Origin of the sequence: Desulfosarcina sp. (genome assembly GCF_046496365.1) — a bacterium.
GTDB lineage: Bacteria > Desulfobacterota > Desulfobacteria > Desulfobacterales > Desulfosarcinaceae > Desulfosarcina.
This window is the reverse complement of the sequence record NZ_JAWOHB010000022.1, coordinates 47,131-67,061: the sequence shown is the minus strand read 5'-3', so window position 1 is coordinate 67,061 and position 19,931 is coordinate 47,131. Positions and strand designations below refer to the sequence as shown.

Below are 19,931 nucleotides of genomic sequence, written 5' to 3'. Positions count from 1 at the left end.
TCGTGGATGTCCGGGTTCATAAGTGTCCGGCTTTCCTTGTCGTGTCCCTGGAATGGATTGGGGATGAGCTGCTTGGAGCCTTCAAGCACCTTCAGTGAATCGCCAATCATAATCGTGGCGCCGATCCGCTTCCCACGTCGGGCCGCGCGGCCGACCTTGCAAGCAATGGCGACAGCGCAGTCGAGGGGCTTGGGCCGAATCCCGTCCGTGAGAATCCGCCCCATTGAGATCATCTTGATCATTCGGCACAAATCAAAATCATTGATTTGTTGGAGTCATCACATCGTGTCGATATTGTAGGTGGTTCTACTCCGTCCCGCTTCAAATTAGCCATGTTACTGCTTGAGCATCGATCAAAGATCCGGCATACCGTGACACCTATCGCAACGCACCAAGTCACCTTTTACATAGGTTATCGTATCATCTTCGACCCGGAAACTTCTTGAGGTCGGCATCTTGGCCAAGGGCGTACCTGTCAAATTCAAACCATGGCAGGCCTTGCAGTTGTTTTTGTCAGCTTCGTAGGCACCCTCGTGGCCGTCGTCATACCAGCGGGAATCGTTGATATTGTGTAATCCATGGGGACCGCTGGTGGTCCTTGGAAGACTTCCCGATTCGTGGCAAACGGAACACTCGATGATGGTCCCAGCGTAACCTTGAAGCTTCTTGGCCGCCTCGTTGTCGTTGGCAGCGTTCGTATCATTGGGCCAAATGGCGTGGGTGCTGCCATGGCAGTTTTCACAGGCGATCTCACCATGCCCCTTACTAAAGCGAAAGAGCGTATGCGTATCTTCCGCAAAACGCGTGTTGAGCGCCAGCAGCGGGGATGCCGAAGCATCTCCGGTTGCATAGGCCTGCCGAAGGCGAAAAGGCCAATCGGGATCGGCCACCAGGGTGGGTCCGGATAGGAAGTCTACGGCATCTCCGGTGTGGCAGGATTGACAGCGGGGTAGGTCCAGCCAGGGTCTGCGGACACTTCCGTCGTTGGTCCCATCCATGCTGCCGCCCGCCAGAAGCGGGAATTGGCCGCCGACGGCCAGCATGTCGCCGTGGCAATCGTTGCAATCCATGCCGCCTGTTTTCATGGCACCGCGCTGGCACTGGGTAATACTTCCCGGATGACACTGGTAACAGGTGTTTTCCACCGGATCATCCGATGGAAATACAGGAAGGCCTCCATCTTGAAGTTCACCATGAAATTTATGCATTACGCTGGAAAAGGCCGGTTTGCCGACCTGTTCTCCCGCCGGTCCAGTTCCAGCGAGATCCAATGCCGGTGAATAATGGCATCCGGCACACAACACTGGTTGGGATGCCTCCAAGTTTGTCGGGTTGTTGTCGTCATGGAGCTTCAATATATTTATTTTACTCTGGATTTCAAGATCCGGATCAGCTGACCAGCCCGCGCCTACGGCAGCCATCGCACCGGTTCGGTGGCAGTTCTGGCAGTCGGTTTCGGTGGCCACCGGCACCACCACGTCCAGATGACCCAGTGTTTCTCCACTTTGTGCGTCCAAGGCCGAGATTCGCATCATCGGGTAGGGCCTTTTGACCAACGTATCGTCGTAGGGCGTGATGGGGATCCCTTCGGCAGAGAACATTTCCTTATTAAGGCTATATTCCATGGGTTGTAATCCCCGGACCTGGGGATCATCAGCAGGCATATACAGACCGGTCAGACCTTGACCCTCTGGTAGTGTGACATCGAAGAGTGCGTTGGCAAAAGACCAGAAATCGGTTTTACCGACGCTGTAGCTGTTTATGGAGCCCGATGAATCGGCCACATCATCATAAAACAGGTCCACTTCACTGTCATCCGCGACATAAGGCTGTCCATTGCTGTTGCGTTTGACAACCTGGGCATTGACAACGTTGAAGGGCGGCAGGATCGAAAAAACGGAAAATTCCCGGTCCATGCAATGCATTCCCAGATCGTTTGCAGCCAGCACGGTGGCAGTTTCGAGAGGAGGCGGTTGGGTATTGTTGGTACCGTCGCCACCACCACCGCCACAGGCCGCAAGGATAAAAAGAATCGGCAGGATTGCGCTTTGGATATGCATAAATGCCTCCTCAGATTTTGCAATAATTTTGAACTATATCATCTCTGCGGAAATTGGGTGTGATAAAGATTTGTGCAGGGTACTTTCCGATCCAGTACGCCCCCGAAAACGTGCTATTGAGCCTTGGACGTAACCGTTGCCGTTACCAGCAGTGAGGTGCTCTTTTTTGACGCACAGCGGTGTGCTCGGAGCGGCTTCCTATGCATGATTGGGTTTTTCCAGCTGCGAATCATTGGTTCATGATTTGGTCCAGATGATGTCCATGTCGTCTTTGTTACCCAGCGCATCCCTCAACATCTGGATGAGGGTCTCGTCTCCCCCTTTCTTCTCTAATTGATCAAGTTGATCTCGGTTTATATAGTAATCTTGGTCCGCTCTATCTTCCTTCACGAGTTCATCTATTAAAAATTGAAGCTGTTTCTCATTAATTTTGCCTATCAATTCATTAGTGTTTTTATCATGTAGGTTTATCATGTCTTCTTTCCCCCGCCCTTTCGTTATTGCACATATTTTCACAACTTAATGTTACTTAAATTGACGTCTCGCATTTGTTCCGTGTTGAAATGCTAAACAGGCGTCTTGTTACGACCCCTAATTGGACAGGAATACCCAATTTAAATCAACCATTAAATTTGATGGAAGCGTAAAAAGTCGAAATCTCAGATTTATTGAGATCCCCGCGGACGCGATGATGGGGTGCTTCAGGTGGTTTGAATACTTTGAGCACAGCCATTGGACAACCTTCAAACCTCTCGACGGATGGATCTTGTGGAGACAAGAGGTAGGGGCTTGACGCTACTGGGAGCAAGCATGACAGATCAAAAAAAAGGGCAAGACCCAATGCAGGGGCCTTGCCCAAATTTGAACGGGGAGAATCTGCTCAGTTCAGTTGTCGCAAAATCGAGGATCAGCTCAGTTCAGCTCATTGGGGTATTGTTTCCCGTGATTAAAGGTCGTATCGGCATATTCCGCTGCGACTTTAGTTTGGCAGCTAAAAAATTACGGGACAGAAAGGAATGTGAAATATCACAGGGTAAGCTACCCAGCATCCAATCCGAGAATGTGATCTTTGACACAAAAGCAAGCAGCCTGCCTTGAATGTCAGATGGGCACAATTGGCGATTTTTCAAAAAAAACGAAGGGGCAGCCTATTTTGGCTAACCCCTGGTTTTGTTGGTGCCTAGGGCCGGAATCGAACCGGCACGAAACTAAGTTTCGAGGGATTTTAAGTCCCTTGCGTCTACCAATTCCGCCACCCAGGCATTGGTTGTATGTGGAGGTGAGACATGCAAACTGATCATTAGCGGTTTGTGAGGCAGGTATTAACGGGTATGCGGAAAAATGTCAAGAAAATGGCTCAGCCTGGCTCTGCCGGAGCGGGTTTCTTTACCAGGCGTATAAAATCCACCACGCCATGGCATCGGCAGGCCGTTGCGATCATCAACGGCCGGCAGCTGTTATTACAGACGGCAGCCTGTGCAGTCAGCAGATCTGCCGGGTAAACGCCACCGACACCCGGCAGTAGTTGATAGCTGCGCAGTACAATGGGCAGGACGTTGTCAAAATCAAGCTGGCTCAGCAGACGAAACAGGTCCAAAGGCCTTGTTTTTCCGGTGTGGGTGCATATTTCTCGCGGTTCAGGACAATTGTCCGGGCAAATGAAATCAGCATGACTGACAAATGCCTGCCCGGTTGCTCCCCGGTATGCATGCGGCATCTGGGAGAGCCAGGCATCAGGAATTGCCACTGAATTGATCTCGAACAATCGCTTCAGCGTGAGTTTCAACCACGCGGCGGCGACATGAACGGGTATGGCCGGAACGATCAGATCAACCGAAGCGTTCTCGTCGAGGCTGGCGGCTAGCCATTGGATGCCATCCTGGCAGATCATGCCAATGCCGGCATCCTCGAAGGCAATGGCCTGTTTATCCACCACCGTAATTGAAGCACCGGGAATATGCCGGCTGATCCGATCGACGGCAATCTGTCCGAAACGACCGGCGCCGATGATCCAGAAGCGGTGGGGTCTAACGGGGTGGCCCGTTTGATCCTTGTTATTATGCATGGCATTTGGTAGAAAACACATTGATGTCGGGATCGCCGACGACACGGTGATCACGGCGAAAAGTCGATCCTAAATTAAACCTTGACTTTGAGTTATCTGACCGACACAAAAATATGCCCGCAAAGATCCCGAAATTGATTCTGGCATCCCAGTCCCCCCGGCGTCGCTATCTGCTCGAACAGGCCGGATTGACCTTCAGGGTCATTCCCAGTCGTTTCGATGAGGATTCGGTCCAGTTAGCAGACCCGGCAGAATATGTCAAAACCCTATCCGCGGCCAAGGCCCGTGAAGTTGCCGGGCAGTACCCGGACAGTTGGGTGATCGGTGCGGATACCATCGTCGCCGTGGGCAACACCATCCTGGGCAAGCCCGGCGATTCAAACGAAGCCAGGGAGATGTTGGAGCGCCTGAGCGGCCAGTCCCATTGTGTATATACCGGCTACGCGATTGTCTGCGTAAACAGGCAGACCTGCATCAGCGATGCGATCAAAACTGAGGTGCAGTTCAAGCGTCTCAGCGCCGACGAGATCGACTGGTATATCCAGACCGGTGAACCCTTCGACAAGGCCGGCGCCTATGCCATCCAGGGTCTGGGAACCTTTCTGGTCAGGCGGATCAGCGGTTCGTATACCAATGTGGTGGGGCTTCCCGTTTGCGAGGTGATCGAAGCCCTGCTTAAAACAGGGGTCGTGCAGATGAATGCCGGCAACGCCAGAGGACTCGCCGTGTGAAGCAGAATCTGGAGCGAATCAAGCAGCGAATCGCCGCTGCGGCCATCGCCTGCGGCCGTGACCCCGCGACCATACGCCTGGTGGCGGTGAGCAAAACCGTGGATGCCTCCAGGGTCGCAGAAGCCATTGATGCGGGTGCCGATATCCTGGGGGAAAACTATATCCAGGAGGCCCGTAAAAAGTTCAGTGCCCTGGGTGGCCGGCCGGTGCAATGGCACTTCATTGGCCATCTGCAGTCCAATAAAGCCAAATACGCAGTGCAAATGTTCGACCTGATCCATTCGCTGGATTCGATTAAACTGGCCGAAGCACTGGATAAAGCCGCGCAAAAAATCAACAAGGTGCAGAATTTGCTCGTCCAGGTTAACATCAGCCGCGAGGAGACCAAATCAGGCATCGAGACGGCCAATGTCATCGACCTGATCGCCCAGGTCAGCCAACTTGAAAATGTTCGTGTGAAGGGTCTGATGACCATGCCGCCCTTTTTCAATGCACCGGAACAGGCCCGCCCCTTTTTTCAGCGGTTGGCCCGGCTGCGGGAGCGGATCGTCGAGCACCGCATACCCGGCGTAAGCATGGAAGAGCTCTCCATGGGCATGACCGGCGACTTCGAGGTGGCCATCGCCGAAGGCGCTACCCTGGTCCGTATCGGCACCGCCATTTTCGGAGCCCGCCAGTGAAACTGCTGATGCATACCTGCTGCGGGCCCTGCAGTATTTATCCCGTTCAGGTGCTGCGGGACGACCGATGTGACGTCATGGGGTTTTTCTACCGCAGCAACATTCACCCCTTTACCGAGTGCATGCGGCGGGAGGAAACCTTGAAAAACTACGCCGAATCCATTGCGCTGAAACTGATCTACCAAGAAGGTTACCCGATGGAGGCATTCCTGCGCAACGTCGCCTTCCGGGAATCCGAGCGCTGCACGTACTGCTACCACGACCGATTGACCACCACGGCCGCTTTCGCCAAAAAAGGCAAGTTCGACGCCTTCACCACCACCCTGCTCTACAGCCGCTTTCAAAAGCACGACCAGATTCGATCCATCGGCGAGGCCGTGGGGAAATCGGCCGGGGTGCCCTTTTTCTACCGGGATTTTCGGGAGGGATGGAAAACCGGCATCGAAGAATCCCGCCGCTTGGGCATGTACCGCCAGCCCTACTGCGGCTGCATTTTCAGCGAAAAAGAGCGCTACCATCGCCAATCCAGGAAAAACACGCCCCCATCCGGCGGCAGCACAGGTGCCAGCACACCCTGATGCCATCCGGCTAGGACAGCCAACGCCATGTTCGCAAACTTCATCTACTTCATCGTTGCCCTGCTGATCTATTCCACCTACCAGCCGTCGGAACAGACCAACTTTTCGCCCCTGGACACCCTGATATTTTTCATTGCCCTGATCCTGCTCTTCTTTATCTTTTCCAGGCGCCAGTTTGCCCGTATCACCCGCATGTCCAGCACCCATAGCCATGATCTGCTGGATCAGCAGTTCTCATCGATGCTGACCCGCCAGTCCATTCTGGCCATCGCCCTGTTCGCCGTAGACATCTACGGTCTCAACCTATCTGCATTTTTAACGGGCATGTGGCTGTTCGAAGCAATCCCCACATTCGAAGCCCTGATATTCATGGCCCTTTTTGTCGCCTATCTGACCATCGTCTGGTCCAACGCCCATGAAGCCTATCAACACATCTATCGAACAGAAATGAGCCGCAGGTCCTATGTGGCCTCTAACATTGCATTCAGTGTGCCGGTGTTGTTGCCCTGGCTGCTGTTGTCCGGAATCGCCGACCTGATCCAGGCCCTGCCATTCGACCTGCCCCGCCAGGTCCTTGCATCACCTGAGGGCGAAGCGGCCTACTTTCTCATTTTTCTGTTGGCCGTGGCGGTATTCGGACCGCTGATCATCCAGAAATTCTGGCGTTGCCATCCACTCGAAGCCGGTTTTAGCCGTCAACACATTGAAGCCCTCTGCCGACGGGCCAACCTCAGCTATGCGGATATCCTGTACTGGCCGATCTTCGGGGGCCGCATGATCACCGCAGGGGTGATGGGCCTGGTCGGCAGGTTCCGCTACATCCTGGTTACCGATGCCTTGCTGCACATTCTTCGTCCCGAAGAGGTGGACGCCGTCATCGCCCATGAAGTCGGACACGTCAAAAAACAACATCTGCTGTTCTACCTTTTTTTCTTTATCGGCTACATGCTCATCGCCTATGCCACATTTGATCTGATCATTTATCTGATCATCTTTTCCGAACCCATTTACCGCTTCGTGTTCACCACCGGCATCAGCCGTACAACTGTCACCACCGGGCTGCTCAGCCTGGCCGTCATTTTAAATTTTCTGGTCTATTTTCGATTCATATTCGGTTATTTCATGCGCAACTTCGAACGGCAGGCCGATGCCTATGTCTACAGGCTCTTTCCCAGTGCAGTCCCTTTGATCTCCACATTTGAGAAAATCGTGGCCGTTTCCGGCCATTCTCCGGACAAACCCAACTGGCACCACTTCAACATCCGCCAGCGGGTAGACTTCTTGAGGCGCTGCGAGGCGGACCGGTCCTGGATCCAGCGCCACGACCGCAAGGTCCTCAAAAGCATCGCCATCTATGTGGCGGCCATGCTTGTGGTTGCCGCTGCCGGATATCAGCTCAACTTCGGTCAAACCGGCAAGCGGCTCAATGAAAAGTTCTTTGAAACAGCAATCCTGAACGCGCTTTCGCGCGACAGTGAAAACAAAGCCGGCCTTTACGGCATGCTGGGGGATCTGTATTTCGGACGCAACAGTTTCGGGCAGGCGGCGGCAGCCTATCGGACCGCTTTGGATCTGGATCCGAACAGCGCCATGGTACTGAATAACTATGCCTGGCTCCTGGCCACCAGCGAGGACCCGGTCTACCGCGATGCCGACCGTGCCCTGAAACTGGCCCGCCGGGCCGCTGCCATTGAGCAGTCCCCTCACATACTGGACACCCTGGCAGAAAGCTATTATGTCAATGGGCGCCTGGCCGAGGCCATCGACACAGCCAGGGCCGCCCTGGGGTTGGCCAAAACCAACCGGGCCTATTACAACGGGCAGCTGGAAAAATTCCAGGCTGCCCGTGAAAATCCCACCTCAGAGTAATCGGATGGGTGCCCTACTTGATACACACCTTCCGCACCTCAATCAAATCACAATGGCCCTGAAAAATTTTAGCGATGCCATCCTGCTTCAATGTGGTCATACCGTCAAAAATAGCCTGTTTACGGATCTTTTCCATTTCGGCCTTGGTCTGGATCAGCCTTTTCATATCGTCGGTGCCCATCAGGAGTTCATGGATGCCCATACGGCCCCGGTAGCCGGTGTTGCTGCACAGGTCACACCCTTCCGGCTTTGCCAGTTGCAGGTCGTCGTTGTAGGGGATGTTCAGATTTTTCTTGAATTCCGCTTCACCGTATTCCCGGACCAGTTCGTCGTATTCCGCCTTGCTGGGGTGATAATTGCGTTTGCAGGTTTTGCAAAGGGTCCGCACGAGCCGCTGCGCCAGGATGCACAGGATGGCGTCGGCAAAATTGAAGGGATCCATACCCATGTCCAGCAAACGGGTGATGCTTTCCGGTGCACTGTTGGTGTGCAGCGTGGAAAAGACCAGGTGACCGGTCAAGGAGGCCTCGATGCCGATGGAGGTGGTTTCCTTGTCGCGCATTTCACCCACCATGATCACGTCCGGATCGGCCCGCAGAAAGGCCCGCATCGCCGCTGCGAAATCGAACCCGATCTTGGGCTTTACCTGCACCTGGCGAAGCCCGCGCTGGGTGATTTCGACCGGGTCCTCGGCGGTCCAGATTTTGGTTTCGGTCTTATTGATGAAACTCAGGGCTGAATGCAGGGTCGTGGTTTTACCGGAACCGGTTGGGCCGCAGACAAAAATCAACCCGTAGGGCTTGGTGACCACGCTGATGAAGTTCTTGTGGTTGGGTTTGGAAAAACCCATCTTGTCCAGGGGAATGGGCTCGCCGGCCGCCAGGATACGCATGACCACGTCTTCGAGCCCACCCTGGGTGGGAATGGTGGCCACACGAAGTTCGATGTCCTTGCCGCCGTATTTCTTGAACTTGATCTTGCCGTCTTGGGGCAGCCGCCGTTCGGCGATGTCCAGGTCGGACATGATCTTGATTCTGGAAACCACCGCAGCCTTGTAGGAAAAGGGGATCGTCTGGTAGATGGTGCACGAACCATCTACGCGGATACGCACCTGGGTGTTCTGCTTGCCAGGGTAGGGCTCGATGTGGATGTCTGACGCATTGCGGCTGTAGGCATCCAGGATGATCTTGTTGACCAATTGGACCACCGCGCTGTCCTCTTCCCCAACGCCGGACTCCGCCTCTTCAACCTCTTCAGACTCCACCTGGAGCTGTGAGAGGATGTCGTCGATCTCCGCCAGTTCCTTTTCATCCTGGGTGAACAGCTTGATGAAATCGAGGATGTCCTGTTTGAGGCTGACATAAAAGGTGACCGGGCGTCCCGGGAACAGGGCCTTGATTTCGTCGATTTTTTTCAGATCGTGGGGATTGTCGACGGCGATGACAACCTTGTTGCCCTCACTTTTCAAGGGCACCCAGATGTTGTTTCTCATGAAAGGCACTTTCAGGCCCGCCATGAGGTCGCCGGGGATGGGGTAATTGGCATTGTACTCCATGAAGCTGGTCTTGAAGTATTTCTCCAGTGCGCTGCCGACCTCCTTTTTGGGAATCTTGTAGTCCTTCATCAAGACCGCAGAAACCGGTTCCTTACGCTGACCGGCGTCGGAAATCGCTTTGGTCAGCTCCTTTTGGGTCAGCAGGTTGTTCTCCAGCAGGTAGTCGTACTTGTTGGTTCGGCTGCCGCGGGCGGCGATGCGCTTCTGGTTGTAAAGGGCCACTCCCAAAATTTTGGAAAGTTCTATGACGGCCTTCTCCTCCGCATTTCCAAATTCACCGCCACGCCTGCGATTGATCAGCTCCAACGTGCCCATGAGATACTTTTGGTATACGATTGGATGGGCCAGGATCTGCTTGGTCCGATATCCGGTGCGCCGGTCCCAGCTGGAGTCGAACTGAAGATCTGGATCAATGCCGGTCAACGCCTTCTGGTCGTAGACATCCTTGATGTTGACCAATTTTTGTTTCAATGCGGAATACCCGGCAATACTGGTTTGAGCCACGGGGATCCGTATCTCGGCCACCTCGTTGCCTGACTTGAAACGGGACACCAATTCCCGCTTGACACCATCGACCACGTAAACGGTGATCCGATCCGCCCCGAACAACTCGCAGATTTCGTCTTTGAGATTGATCAGCGCTTCACCCATGTTATTGGCTTCGTTGAGCCGGGTGCCGATGGCCTGGATCCTAGATTTGTATTGGGTTTCCGACATGGAAGTACCATCCGTGTCATCGTCAAGGGTTAGGGAAATTTCTGCATTGGCCATGAATCATTACCTGCGGTTGTTTGGGTGGATGGATTTTCCGCGAATGTCGCCTTTGCGGATGGACCGCTGCTTTTTTACATCGGTTTCGACCGGGCCTGGCGGCGATATTGGTGGAACAGTTTTTTACATCCGCCGCCGATTAGAAACACGCCCATAAAATAAAAACAGAAGCGGATAAACCCGGAAGCGCCGGCGAACGCAGGGATCTGTTCAATCCCGGGCATTACCTGGGGGATGCGGTAAAAAACGCCCAAACCGGCCAGGATCAATGCAACGGCCCAGATGACCTGGACCTTATCCACTTGTTTGTCGGTCATCGATCAACCTGAAAGGAGTAGACGCCTTGGTTCACAGCTGCGTTTCAGCCTTTGCCTGTCAACTGCCAGTTTTCTTGGCGGCATACCGCCATTTTGGGCATTTCGCGCGCAAACCACCCGATCCAGAAACCGGATGTTTCTTTTCGCCCACGTTATCACTGAAGGCCCAAAACGCCAAAGTTGTCGGGGCCGATATACCATATCAGGCGCAAAAAATGCACCATAATTTTCCAGTACCACCGTGGTGCGTTCCAGATTGGGTGCACCCGATGCCCCAGCGGCATCGTCGTGCCAACAACGGTTGAAAAACGCACCTATCCCTTGAGGGTTCCCTTGAATGCGGGCTTCCGTTTTTCAATAAATGCACGGGTCCCCTCTTTGCCATCTTCGCTGGCCATGCAGATGGCAAAGGCATCCACCTCTATGCGGCAGCCGGTGGCCAGATCCACATTCAGCCCGCTGTTGATCGCCTGTTTGGCGGCCCGGAGGGAGACCTTGCCCTTGGTGGCAATGGCCCGGGCGGTTTTCATGGTCTCTTCGATCAGCGACGCCTGCGGGAAAACCCGGTTGACCATTCCGATCTTTTCGGCCTCTGCAGCCGGAATCAACTTGCCGGTAAAAATCATCTCCTTGGCCCGGTTGCTGCCAATGAGACGAGGCAGTCGTTGGGTGCCCCCAAAACCGGGAATGATACCCAGGGTGATCTCCGGCAGTCCGAACATGGCGTTTTCGGAGGCATAGATAAAATCACAGGCCAGCGCCATCTCGCTGCCGCCCCCCAGCGCGAAACCGTTGACTGCAGCGATCACTGGAATGGCCAGCTCCTGGAGTCGACCGATAATCAACTGCCCTTTTCTTGAAAAGAGCTTCCCTTGAAGGGTGTTGAACGTAGCCAGTTCGGTAATATCAGCCCCGGCCACAAAAGATTTCTCTCCGGCGCCGGTAAGGACCAGCACACGAATATTTTCATCGGCCTCGATCTGGTCCAGGGCTGCTGACAGATCGTCCAGCAATTGCCCGTTCAGTGCGTTGAGCGCTTTGGGGCGATTGAACGTAATGGTGGCAACGCCGTCGGCCAATTCAAAAATAATGTTTTCGTAAGCCATACCGCTTTCCTCCTTGAATTTTCTGGTTGGTTGTTCGTTGGCCCGCAGCAGGTTTACCCTGCGATGATGGTTCAGCCCTTTTTATCCCGCCCCGTCGAGGGATAGATAAAGGCAGTGGAGCTGGTCTCCTGGATATATTTTTTAATGCCTTTAATAATGCCATCGCACAGCTCCTCCTGATATCTGGCGCTGGTCAGACGTTGACACTCCCTGGGATTGGAAATAAATGATGTCTCCAAGAGCAGTGCCGGCATCTGTGCACCCAGAAGCACATAGAACGGCGCCTGCTTGACCCCTTTACTGCGGATATTACTGAATTTTTTCTTTAAATGCAGGCAGACTTCCTCCTGAACCATGCCCGCCAGGCGGCTCGACTCACTGATTTTGGCATTCTGCATCAGGTCGTTTAAGATGGACTCCAGATCGCTGATATTTTTGGCCGATGTGGCATTTTCCCGGGCCGCCACGCGGATGGCATCGTCGTCCGTGGCCAGGTTGAGGAAAAAGGTTTCAATACCGTACGCCCGCCGGTCGCGTACGGCGTTGGTGTGAATGGAGATGAACAGGTCGGCGTTTTGCGTGTTGGCAATGGCGGTTCGCTCCTCCAGCGTCAAGTAGCGGTCGGTGGTGCGGGTGAGCACCGCATCGCATCTAAGCTCGGTTTCCACTTTGCGGGCCAGGCGTTTGGCGATCTGCAGCACCACATCCTTCTCATGAACGCCCTTGAGGTAACCCGGTGCACCGTAATCTTTACCGCCGTGCCCCGGATCGATGACGATGCGGCGAACCCCCAGCACCAGTTGACGGGCGATGGCACCAGGCGGCAGCTTCCCTGCAGGCAACTGTTCGGGCGAAACATACGGCGTGGCAACCTGCCGGTCCAGGTCCTCCCCCCACACATCCAACACGATGCGAAAGGGGTTTTTAAGGGAAAAAATCTTGTAGGTTTTAAAGGACTTGATATCCACAACGATTCTGACGGATTCAGTGGTGAACTGGCCGGCCCGTGCATCACTGAGCAGTTCGTCGTTGATGGGTATAAATTTCTGGATATCCCTGCCCAACTGGCTCTTGTTCAGGTCGATGTAAAGCCGCTGGGGTTTTTTTATGGCGGGGTCCTTTTTCAAAAGACGATGTGAGAAACTGGTCTCCTGATCGGCATCGATGACAATGCGGGTGTAGCTGGGGTTGGACCAGAAGCGCAGTCCCTGTACGGTTACCATGCCGATTCTCTGGACCTCCCCGTCCGATGGAAGCGCACCGGGCTCGTTTTGATTCTGGGCGATGATATCGGCCAGCGGATCATCATCCGCAACCTTGGCAGCAAAGCGATCAGCGGCCATTTCAGCGGCAGCTTTATCGGCAAAGCCGCTTCCAGGGAATTCGCGGGTCACGCGAAGAAAGTAATCCATGGCCGTTTCAAGATCAGATTCACGCCGCGACTTGCCCGACAACCCCTTGTAAAGTGATCCAATCATATACAGGGATTCGGCCGCATCGGGTCCCCCGGGGTCCGATCGGTAAGCCACCTGAAAGCCATTGATGCAGTTTTCCCATTGGTCACGATATTCCTGTTTGGCGGTGCTTGCCATCAGCTGGTCATAAGCGGCATGGGCCTTTTTCAGATGACCGGCGGCAGCAGTCGTTCTGGGCGGTGCGGTTGGTTTGCCCAGATCGGCAAGCTGGGATCTGGATTTTGGGGTATAGCGGCTGTTGGGAAAGCGCTGGACGACCCGTTGGAAGGCATCCACAGCCTCCTGTCGATCGGCTTCCAGATAGGAACGCGCGTACAGTTCTAGGTATAAAAGGCCCGACTTGTGGAGTCCGGCGGCAGCCCAGGGACCTGAAGGATCGAGCCTGTATACGTTCTGGAATTTTTCGATACAGGTTAACCATTGGTCGCGGTATTTCTGGAGGCGGGAATTATTCTTGAGCGCGGCATAGGCGTTTTCGGCGCGGTAGTATTGTTCCTTGGGTGTCAAAGCCCAGGCCGGCAACACCAGGGCTGCATTGATCACCAGCGTGAGAATCACCAGCCGCAAAACGCCGACCAACAAGTTTTTCCTAACAGGTTCCTGCATAATCCCATTGCAGGCGTCAATAGACTACCGATTGCGCCTTTATCTGCAACTCATTTAACATATTCAGGGCGTCGATGGGGGTCATCCGGGTCAGGTCCACCATCTGGAGCACTTCCACCAGCTTACGCTCCATCGGGCTGAACAACCCCAATTGAACGTGGCCGGCACCTTTATTCGCCCCGGCCTGGGCCTTTTTCTCACCCGCAGCCGTCGGATGCATCCCCGCTTCAATCCGGGCAAGGATCTTCTTGGAACGGCGGATCACCGATTCGGGAATTCCGGCCAGCCTGGCGACCTGAATGCCGTAGCTGCGATTGGTACCCCCTTCAACCAGTTTTCTCAAAAAAATGATTTCGTCGTTCCATTCCTTGACGGCAATGTTGTAGTTTTTCACCCGGTCGAGGCGGTTCTCCAGTTCAGTCAGTTCGTGATAGTGCGTCGCAAAGAGGGTTCGCGTGCCCGTACCATTCAAATCGTGCAGGTGCTCGGCAACCGCCCAGGCGATGCTCAAACCGTCGTAGGTTGAGGTGCCGCGTCCGATTTCATCCATGATCACCAGGCTGTTCGCCGTGGCGTTGTTGAGTATACTGGCCGTCTCCTGCATTTCCACCATAAAGGTGCTTTGACCGGCGGTGAGGTTATCCAGCGCACCCACCCGGGTAAATATACGGTCGGTAATGGGAATGTCGGCTTTTTCCGCGGGAACAAAGGATCCCATCTGGGCCATGATGGTCATCAGCGCAACCTGTCGGAGAACGGTGGATTTTCCGGCCATGTTTGGGCCGGTAATGATCAATACCTGATTTTTTTGATTATCCATGTGGACGGAATTGGGAACGAAACGCTCGGCGGTGATCAATTTCTCCACCACCGGATGGCGGCCGTCGCTGATATTCAGGACCCCATCGGTGTTGATGTCGGGGCGACAGTAAGCGTTGTTCTGGGCAACCTCGGCCAAGGTGGTCAGACAATCCACACGGGCAATGAAACGAGCGATCTTCTGCAGATCGGCGTGGCGGGTCTTGACCTGATCCCGGACGGCAGCAAAGATTTCCATTTCCAGACCGTTGCGGCGCTCCTCTGCATGCAGCACCCGGGATTCGAAATGTTTCAGGTCATCGGTGATGTAGCGTTCTGCATTGACCAGGGTCTGCTTGCGCACATAGTGATCGGGGACGGATTCGCTGTGGGTGCGGGAAACCTCGATGTAATAGCCGAAAACTTTGTTAAAACGGACTTTTAGTGAATTGATCCCGGTGACACTGCGTTCTTTGGCCTCCAGCTCCGCCAGCCAGCCCTTGCCGTCCTTGCTCATGCGGATCAACTCATCCAGCTCGTCATTGTAGCCCTCCAGGATCATGCCACCTTCGGTGATCACCGGCGGTGCGTCCTCGCGGATGGCAAGGTGAAGCAAGTCGGCCAGTTGATAAAGAGCGCCGGGGTCGTGGAGACAGGCATAGGACGCGGCGGAAAAGCGGGCAAGAACGGTGAATAGGTCGCTCAGTGCGTAAATGGATCGCTTCAAGGCGGTCAGGTCACGGGCATTGCCCCGACCCATGCAGATTTTGCTACCCAGGCGCTCCAGGTCCCGAACGGGCTTGAGGCATTCACGCAGATCCTTGCGCGTCTGCATTTGTTCAACAGCCTCGGCGACCGCTTCTTGCCGGGTGTGTATGTGGTCGGGATCCAACAGTGGATAGCGCATCCAGTGAGCCATGAGCCGTCCACCCATGGCGGTGAGGGTGTGGTCCAGTATTCCCGAAAGCGTTCCCTGACGGCTGCCCGTTCGAATATTGCCTGACAGCTCCAGGTTACGGCAACTCTGGTCGTCCACCACGAGAAATTGACTCAGAGAATAAGTCTGGACCGCATTCAAATGCTCAAGCTTCTGGCGTTGGGTTTCGCTTACATAGTGGATCAGCGCTCCGGCGGCTCCGACCCCGGCTTGCATGGATTCACAGCCGAACCCTTCCAGCGAAAGCGTGTCGAACTGCTGCAGCAAGCGCTCGCGGCTGCCGGCAAACTCGAATAAACGATCCGCCATGACCGTAACGGCATTGTTGGGGGCGAGGGTGGATAACCGGGCGAAGCCATCATCTCCTTTGAGCGATTCGGGAACCAGGATCTCTCTCGGGGCCACGCGCATGATTTCGTCCAGGATCGCGTTCAGATCGTTTGTCTCGGTCAGGCGGAAGGCGCCGGTGGAAATATCCAGGCTGGAAAGGCCGATGGTCTGCTGGTGGTGGGACACCGCCAGAATGTAATTGTTGGCCTTCTCGTCGAGCAGTTCATCCTCGATGATCATTCCGGGAGTGACGACCCGGACCACCTCGCGCCTGACCAGCCCCTTGGCCGCCCTGGGATCTTCCACCTGGTCACAAATGGCTACTTTGTAACCTTTTTCGATAAGCCTGGCAATGTACCCCTGGGCAGACCGATGGGGAACGCCGCACATGGGCACCGGGGCGTCATCGTTTTTATTGCGGGACGTCAGGGTAATTTCCAGCTCACGCGAGGCCACCTGGGCGTCTTCGAAGAACATTTCGTAGAAATCGCCCATGCGGTAAAATAGAAGCACGTCCGGATACCGCTCCTTGATGGAGAGGTATTGCTGGATCATGGGTGTCGCTTTAACTAAGACCATTGATCGGACAATATCATATTCATTTCACTTCAGGCGCCCCATCAACAGGTTTCTGTGCGTCTCCCTCGGGTACGGCGGGTAATGGCCCGGCGGAAACCCTTTGGTTGGAAAGTTTATTTTCCAGAGCAGAAACGGTTTCCACCAGGCTGGCCTCCTTGGCCTTGAGCGTTTTGATGGTTTTGGCGTCCTTGAAATGTTTGAACAGGCTTAAAAAATAGGAGATCAATATACCAACCATAAAGAAGGCCACAAAAACAATGGCATTGGCCAGAAACGGCGTCTCATAGCGAAAAAACCCCAGGTTGAGCATCAGACGGCTTTCGGACATGAAGAAGCCTTTATTCTGAAAAATAACCAGCCCGACAAAGCCGAAGACGACGATCCAGAAGGCGATCTTCACCTTTTTCATTGAGTATTTCTCCTTCACCTGGTTTCCCTTGTAGGTTTGTACATCCGTCGCGCCGGGCCCGTTGGCCAATCTGATCAAGGTGCCGTCAACAGCGATGAAACCCTTTGATTATCAAGCACCTCTATACTTTTCCACCCCAAAACTCAACCTTTTTTTCCTTTCAGCGGGACCAATTCTACCTGCCCCCAAGCCGCCAGTTGACCATCGGCAATCACCACGACGCCCCGCACGCCGGCAATGCGTTTGGCAAAGGCGATGGCCGGCTGGATGTCACGGGAAGTGCGGATCCGATTCCCAATGGCCGTGGCCGCCGCATCGGCAAGGGCACATGACCGGGAAACCACACAAACGGCGTCGGCGGTACCTGTCGACAAGGAATGACCCACGGTTCCCGAAGAGGTGCACAGCCCGATACCATCGTTTGTGCCCGGCAGGCGCAAGCCGATTTTCATATTTAACGGGGAATTACCCGCGAATAGCCCGGCCACCACGGGCCGTTCGGTTTTTAAAAAGATGTCTCCCCCGTTTTCCACCACCACCTGTCGGCTGTGCTTCAACAGCTCGCGACCAACGCATTCGGCCACGGCACCGGCTACCGCTGCCATGGGGCCGACGCCTGCGGCCCTGCCGGCGGCAATCATATTGGTTATGATCTTGGGTGCAGCGGGCTGTTCCGCCCACATCACCAGCGTGGTGGCAAAATCCGGAAAACAGTTGATATACCCTTCGATGTGGCCCCGACAACCCAGCACGTGCTCACGGGTTTCAGATTCAAGCAGCCGGTCGGCCTGAACCAACAGGTCTGTCTCCTGACAGACGACCCGGAATGAGACCAGGCCGGCACACCCGACCCGCTGTCGGTAGGTCCGTTCGCGGTAATCGGCAGGAGCACAGGATCGTCGGCCGGATCTTCTTTTCATTCGGGCGGCTTCCTTGGCTCAAAAACGAGCAGTGGGTCGAAGGTGTTCCGGGAACTGGTGCAGAAAATAACGGTCGGTCATACCGGCAATATAGTCCCGGACAATTTCCGGATGGCTGTGATCGGCAATATACTGTTCAGACATATCCGCCAGAAACCCCGAAAAAATATCCGATGAACGCTTGCCCGTCTCCAGCTCCTCCAGCCGCAACTCGAACAGCATGCAAAAAAGCCGTTGAATGGCCGCCGCGTGAACCTTGCTTTTCGGGTTCAGGTAAATACGTTCCAGATTGAAGGCTTTGAGGGATTTCAAGGCATCAGAAATTTCGGAGCTGAAGGCCACAAAATGGTTCGCGTAACTGTTTTGAATCACATCGGTGACCAGGCGGTAGACGATGGTTCCATTGGTGTTGCCTAGAATCCTGGCAATGGATCCGGGAATCTCACGGCGATCAAGAATATCCAGACGGATCGCATCCTCCAAATCCCGGCCGATATAAGCGATGGTGTCGGCCATCCGGACGACACACCCTTCAGTGGTCATCGGTATGAGCGCGTAGTCTGGTTCGGCCTTCTTGGCGATGATCTCTGCCTCGAAGGCATTAAAATCCTTATCTGATTTGGGCGTCAGCAACCGGTTGTGGATCTCGCCGTCATGGCACAAAATGCCGTCCAGCGTCTGCAGGCACAGGTTCCAGCCCTGGCCTTTGCGTTCAACCCGATCCAGGAACTGAATGCTCTGAACATTGTGCAGAAAACCACCGATGCCGGCCTTTTGGCATAATTCCGAAAGGTAGCGCTCGCCCTCATGGCCAAATGGCGTGTGTCCGATATCATGGCCCAGGGCGATCGCCTCGATAAGATCTTCATTGAGCCTTAGAAATCGTCCGATGGTGCGTGCGATCTTTGATACCAACTGCACATGCAGCACGCGGTGGGTAATGTGATCGTTGGGGATCAGGTAGAAAACCTGAGTTTTGTCGATATAACGGGTGTACGCCCGACTATGCAGAATCCGGTCTGCATCCAGGGAAAATGCCTGGCGGTAACCGGCCGCCGAGTCGACGACCGGATGGCGGCGGACGCCCGAATCACTGAAGGTGGCCGATGGTGAAAAAATTTCCCGTTCGCGTTGGTTCAAGGTTGCTTTGAGGTCATCCAGTATTGCCGGCGTTGTGAAAGCATCAAATTTGTCCATTGTCGATCATCCGCTCCATTATCTTAAAATAGTCGATTCCGGCCGCCCGGAAACCTTCGCGACCATATTTCATGTTGGCTTCCAGAATCGAATATTGCCCGTCGTGACAGCAGATGTCCATACCCACGTCGTCCCACCCGCAGGCGTTCGCCGCCCTCCGGGCCAAATCGACGGCTGCCTCGGGAACCGGATCCAGGCTGATGCGCCCTCCCCTGGCGACATTGGTTCGAAATTCCCCTTTTTTGGCAATCCGCCAGTAAGAATGGACCACCACCCCACCGATCACTACCACCCGGATATCCCTGTCAATGGGAAGATACTGCTGAATATAGGCCACGTGGCGCGCTTGGGTGTAGGCGTCCAGATCGGCCTTGTTTTCGATCAGGAACACGCCCCGTCCCATGGCGGAGCCGCGCGGCTCTTTGGCAATGCACGGAAAGGAGAAGTAGTCCCCGATGGCGGACTTTTGTCGGTTGCCATAAAATACGCGGGTTCGGGGATGTGGCAGACCGGCAATCTGAAACAGGGCACTCTGTTTGATTTTATCCTGAACACATTTGTAGGTATGATAACTGGGAAAGGTCGGTTTCCCAACGGCATCGAACAGATCGGCATAAAATGCCGTGGGATAATAGATTTTGCCGGCATCTCGGATCCACTGCCTTTCCTTTTGGCTGTAATCCGTGAAGTTGGGTCGGACCCCGATGCAGTGAACATTAGGGCATCGGCGCAACCGGGCTTCCAATGCCAGTACCTGCCGCGGCATGGTTAAAGACCGCCGGCAATGGCCTGAACGCCGTCGTCCAGGGTTTTCACGCAAGGCCCTGCGTGGCTTCTGGCTGCAGTCGGCGGTCGTGTATCGCAGGCCCCGGGCACCGGCGTCATCCGGCGAAAACGGCAGTATCGACCCGGTTTACCCCATGTTGCACCCACAGCAAAATACATGCT

General features: G+C 54.6%; 17 protein-coding genes, 1 tRNA gene and 1 pseudogene. 5 read left to right on the top strand and 14 right to left on the bottom strand.

Annotation, left to right across the window (positions count from 1 at the left end; genetic code table 11):
- From R6V78_RS01575 to R6V78_RS01565, 3 genes and pseudogenes are all read right to left on the bottom strand, one after another.
- Window positions 1-242: pseudogene (locus R6V78_RS01575) on the bottom strand (hypothetical protein); the annotation flags it as partial.
- Window positions 243-353: 111 nt separating this feature from the next.
- Window positions 354-2,060: a hypothetical protein gene (locus R6V78_RS01570; RefSeq protein WP_410287565.1), complete on the bottom strand. Its 1,707-nt coding sequence runs from the start codon at window positions 2,058-2,060 to the stop codon at window positions 354-356.
- A 237-nt stretch (window positions 2,061-2,297) separates the two neighbouring features.
- Entirely contained in the window at window positions 2,298-2,534 is a 237-nt protein-coding gene (locus tag R6V78_RS01565) for a hypothetical protein (protein WP_410287564.1), read from the bottom strand.
- Window positions 2,535-2,870: 336 nt separating this feature from the next.
- Between R6V78_RS01565 and R6V78_RS01560 the strand changes: the two genes are divergently transcribed.
- Window positions 2,871-3,158: a hypothetical protein gene (locus R6V78_RS01560; RefSeq protein ID WP_410287563.1), complete on the top strand. Its 288-nt coding sequence runs from the start codon at window positions 2,871-2,873 to the stop codon at window positions 3,156-3,158.
- 76 nt (window positions 3,159-3,234) lie between these two features.
- Here R6V78_RS01560 and R6V78_RS01555 read toward each other — a convergent pair.
- Together R6V78_RS01555 and R6V78_RS01550 are read right to left on the bottom strand one after the other, a co-directional pair.
- Window positions 3,235-3,322, bottom strand: a tRNA-Leu gene (locus R6V78_RS01555).
- 95 nt (window positions 3,323-3,417) lie between these two features.
- The gene (locus R6V78_RS01550; protein WP_410287562.1) at window positions 3,418-4,125 is read right to left on the bottom strand and encodes a potassium transporter; all 708 of its coding nucleotides are present in this window, start codon (window positions 4,123-4,125) and stop codon (window positions 3,418-3,420) included.
- A gap of 113 nt (window positions 4,126-4,238) precedes the next feature.
- Here R6V78_RS01550 and R6V78_RS01545 point away from each other — a divergent pair, with 113 nt between their 5' ends.
- The 4 genes from R6V78_RS01545 to R6V78_RS01530 are packed head-to-tail and all read left to right on the top strand — an operon-like array spanning window position 4,239 to window position 7,983.
- Window positions 4,239-4,856, top strand: coding sequence for a Maf family protein (locus R6V78_RS01545; RefSeq protein ID WP_410287561.1), 618 nt, complete (start codon window positions 4,239-4,241; stop codon window positions 4,854-4,856).
- Window positions 4,853-5,536: a YggS family pyridoxal phosphate-dependent enzyme gene (locus R6V78_RS01540; protein ID WP_410287560.1), complete on the top strand. Its 684-nt coding sequence runs from the start codon at window positions 4,853-4,855 to the stop codon at window positions 5,534-5,536. Before R6V78_RS01545 ends, R6V78_RS01540 begins: the two co-directional genes overlap by 4 nt.
- Window positions 5,533-6,114, top strand: coding sequence for an epoxyqueuosine reductase QueH (locus R6V78_RS01535; RefSeq protein ID WP_410287559.1), 582 nt, complete (start codon window positions 5,533-5,535; stop codon window positions 6,112-6,114). The genes R6V78_RS01540 and R6V78_RS01535 overlap by 4 nt, the downstream gene beginning before the upstream one ends.
- A 27-nt stretch (window positions 6,115-6,141) precedes the next feature.
- Complete coding sequence (locus tag R6V78_RS01530) at window positions 6,142-7,983, top strand: M48 family metalloprotease (RefSeq protein WP_410287558.1); 1,842 nt, start codon at window positions 6,142-6,144, stop codon at window positions 7,981-7,983.
- A gap of 13 nt (window positions 7,984-7,996) precedes the next feature.
- On the opposite strand, the gene R6V78_RS01525 is transcribed toward R6V78_RS01530, so the two are convergent.
- The 9 genes from R6V78_RS01525 to R6V78_RS01485 all read right to left on the bottom strand — a co-directional run bounded on the left by R6V78_RS01525 (window position 7,997) and on the right by R6V78_RS01485 (window position 19,749).
- A complete protein-coding gene (locus R6V78_RS01525) occupies window positions 7,997-10,309 on the bottom strand; it encodes an ATPase, T2SS/T4P/T4SS family (protein ID WP_410287557.1) in 2,313 nt (770 codons plus the stop codon).
- Window positions 10,310-10,383: 74 nt separating this feature from the next.
- Complete coding sequence (locus R6V78_RS01520) at window positions 10,384-10,626, bottom strand: hypothetical protein (protein ID WP_410287556.1); 243 nt, start codon at window positions 10,624-10,626, stop codon at window positions 10,384-10,386.
- 314 nt (window positions 10,627-10,940) lie between these two features.
- Entirely contained in the window at window positions 10,941-11,732 is a 792-nt protein-coding gene (locus R6V78_RS01515; protein ID WP_410287555.1) for an enoyl-CoA hydratase/isomerase family protein, read from the bottom strand.
- Between the two features lie 71 nt (window positions 11,733-11,803).
- A complete protein-coding gene (locus tag R6V78_RS01510) occupies window positions 11,804-13,786 on the bottom strand; it encodes an N-acetylmuramoyl-L-alanine amidase (RefSeq protein ID WP_410287554.1) in 1,983 nt (660 codons plus the stop codon).
- 43 nt (window positions 13,787-13,829) lie between these two features.
- Window positions 13,830-16,433 (bottom strand): DNA mismatch repair protein MutS, encoded by a 2,604-nt coding sequence (mutS, locus tag R6V78_RS01505; RefSeq protein ID WP_410287553.1) that lies wholly within the window; start codon window positions 16,431-16,433, stop codon window positions 13,830-13,832.
- 43 nt (window positions 16,434-16,476) lie between these two features.
- On the bottom strand, window positions 16,477-16,866 hold the full coding sequence (locus tag R6V78_RS01500; RefSeq protein WP_410287552.1) for a hypothetical protein: 390 nt from the start codon (window positions 16,864-16,866) through the stop codon (window positions 16,477-16,479).
- Window positions 16,867-17,009: 143 nt separating this feature from the next.
- A complete protein-coding gene (locus R6V78_RS01495; protein ID WP_410287551.1) occupies window positions 17,010-17,786 on the bottom strand; it encodes a UPF0280 family protein in 777 nt (258 codons plus the stop codon).
- Between the two features lie 18 nt (window positions 17,787-17,804).
- Entirely contained in the window at window positions 17,805-18,983 is a 1,179-nt protein-coding gene (locus R6V78_RS01490) for a deoxyguanosinetriphosphate triphosphohydrolase family protein (protein WP_410287550.1), read from the bottom strand.
- Window positions 18,970-19,749, bottom strand: coding sequence for a RimK family alpha-L-glutamate ligase (locus tag R6V78_RS01485; protein WP_410287549.1), 780 nt, complete (start codon window positions 19,747-19,749; stop codon window positions 18,970-18,972). The genes R6V78_RS01490 and R6V78_RS01485 overlap by 14 nt, the downstream gene beginning before the upstream one ends.
- Between the last annotated feature and the right edge of the window lie 182 nt (window positions 19,750-19,931).

Coding starts and splice junctions, on each gene's coding strand:
- R6V78_RS01565 (WP_410287564.1), bottom strand. CDS start 2,534: ATGATAAACCTACATGATAAAAACACTAATGAATTGATAGGCAAAATT.
- R6V78_RS01520 (WP_410287556.1), bottom strand. CDS start 10,626: ATGACCGACAAACAAGTGGATAAGGTCCAGGTCATCTGGGCCGTTGCA.
- R6V78_RS01570 (WP_410287565.1), bottom strand. CDS start 2,060: ATGCATATCCAAAGCGCAATCCTGCCGATTCTTTTTATCCTTGCGGCC.
- R6V78_RS01545 (WP_410287561.1), top strand. CDS start 4,239: ATGCCCGCAAAGATCCCGAAATTGATTCTGGCATCCCAGTCCCCCCGG.
- R6V78_RS01550 (WP_410287562.1), bottom strand. CDS start 4,125: ATGCATAATAACAAGGATCAAACGGGCCACCCCGTTAGACCCCACCGC.
- R6V78_RS01490 (WP_410287550.1), bottom strand. CDS start 18,983: ATGGACAAATTTGATGCTTTCACAACGCCGGCAATACTGGATGACCTC.
- mutS (WP_410287553.1), bottom strand. CDS start 16,433: ATGATCCAGCAATACCTCTCCATCAAGGAGCGGTATCCGGACGTGCTT.
- R6V78_RS01560 (WP_410287563.1), top strand. CDS start 2,871: ATGACAGATCAAAAAAAAGGGCAAGACCCAATGCAGGGGCCTTGCCCA.
- R6V78_RS01530 (WP_410287558.1), top strand. CDS start 6,142: ATGTTCGCAAACTTCATCTACTTCATCGTTGCCCTGCTGATCTATTCC.
- R6V78_RS01525 (WP_410287557.1), bottom strand. CDS start 10,309: ATGGCCAATGCAGAAATTTCCCTAACCCTTGACGATGACACGGATGGT.
- R6V78_RS01500 (WP_410287552.1), bottom strand. CDS start 16,866: ATGAAAAAGGTGAAGATCGCCTTCTGGATCGTCGTCTTCGGCTTTGTC.
- R6V78_RS01515 (WP_410287555.1), bottom strand. CDS start 11,732: ATGGCTTACGAAAACATTATTTTTGAATTGGCCGACGGCGTTGCCACC.
- R6V78_RS01485 (WP_410287549.1), bottom strand. CDS start 19,749: ATGCCGCGGCAGGTACTGGCATTGGAAGCCCGGTTGCGCCGATGCCCT.
- R6V78_RS01495 (WP_410287551.1), bottom strand. CDS start 17,786: ATGAAAAGAAGATCCGGCCGACGATCCTGTGCTCCTGCCGATTACCGC.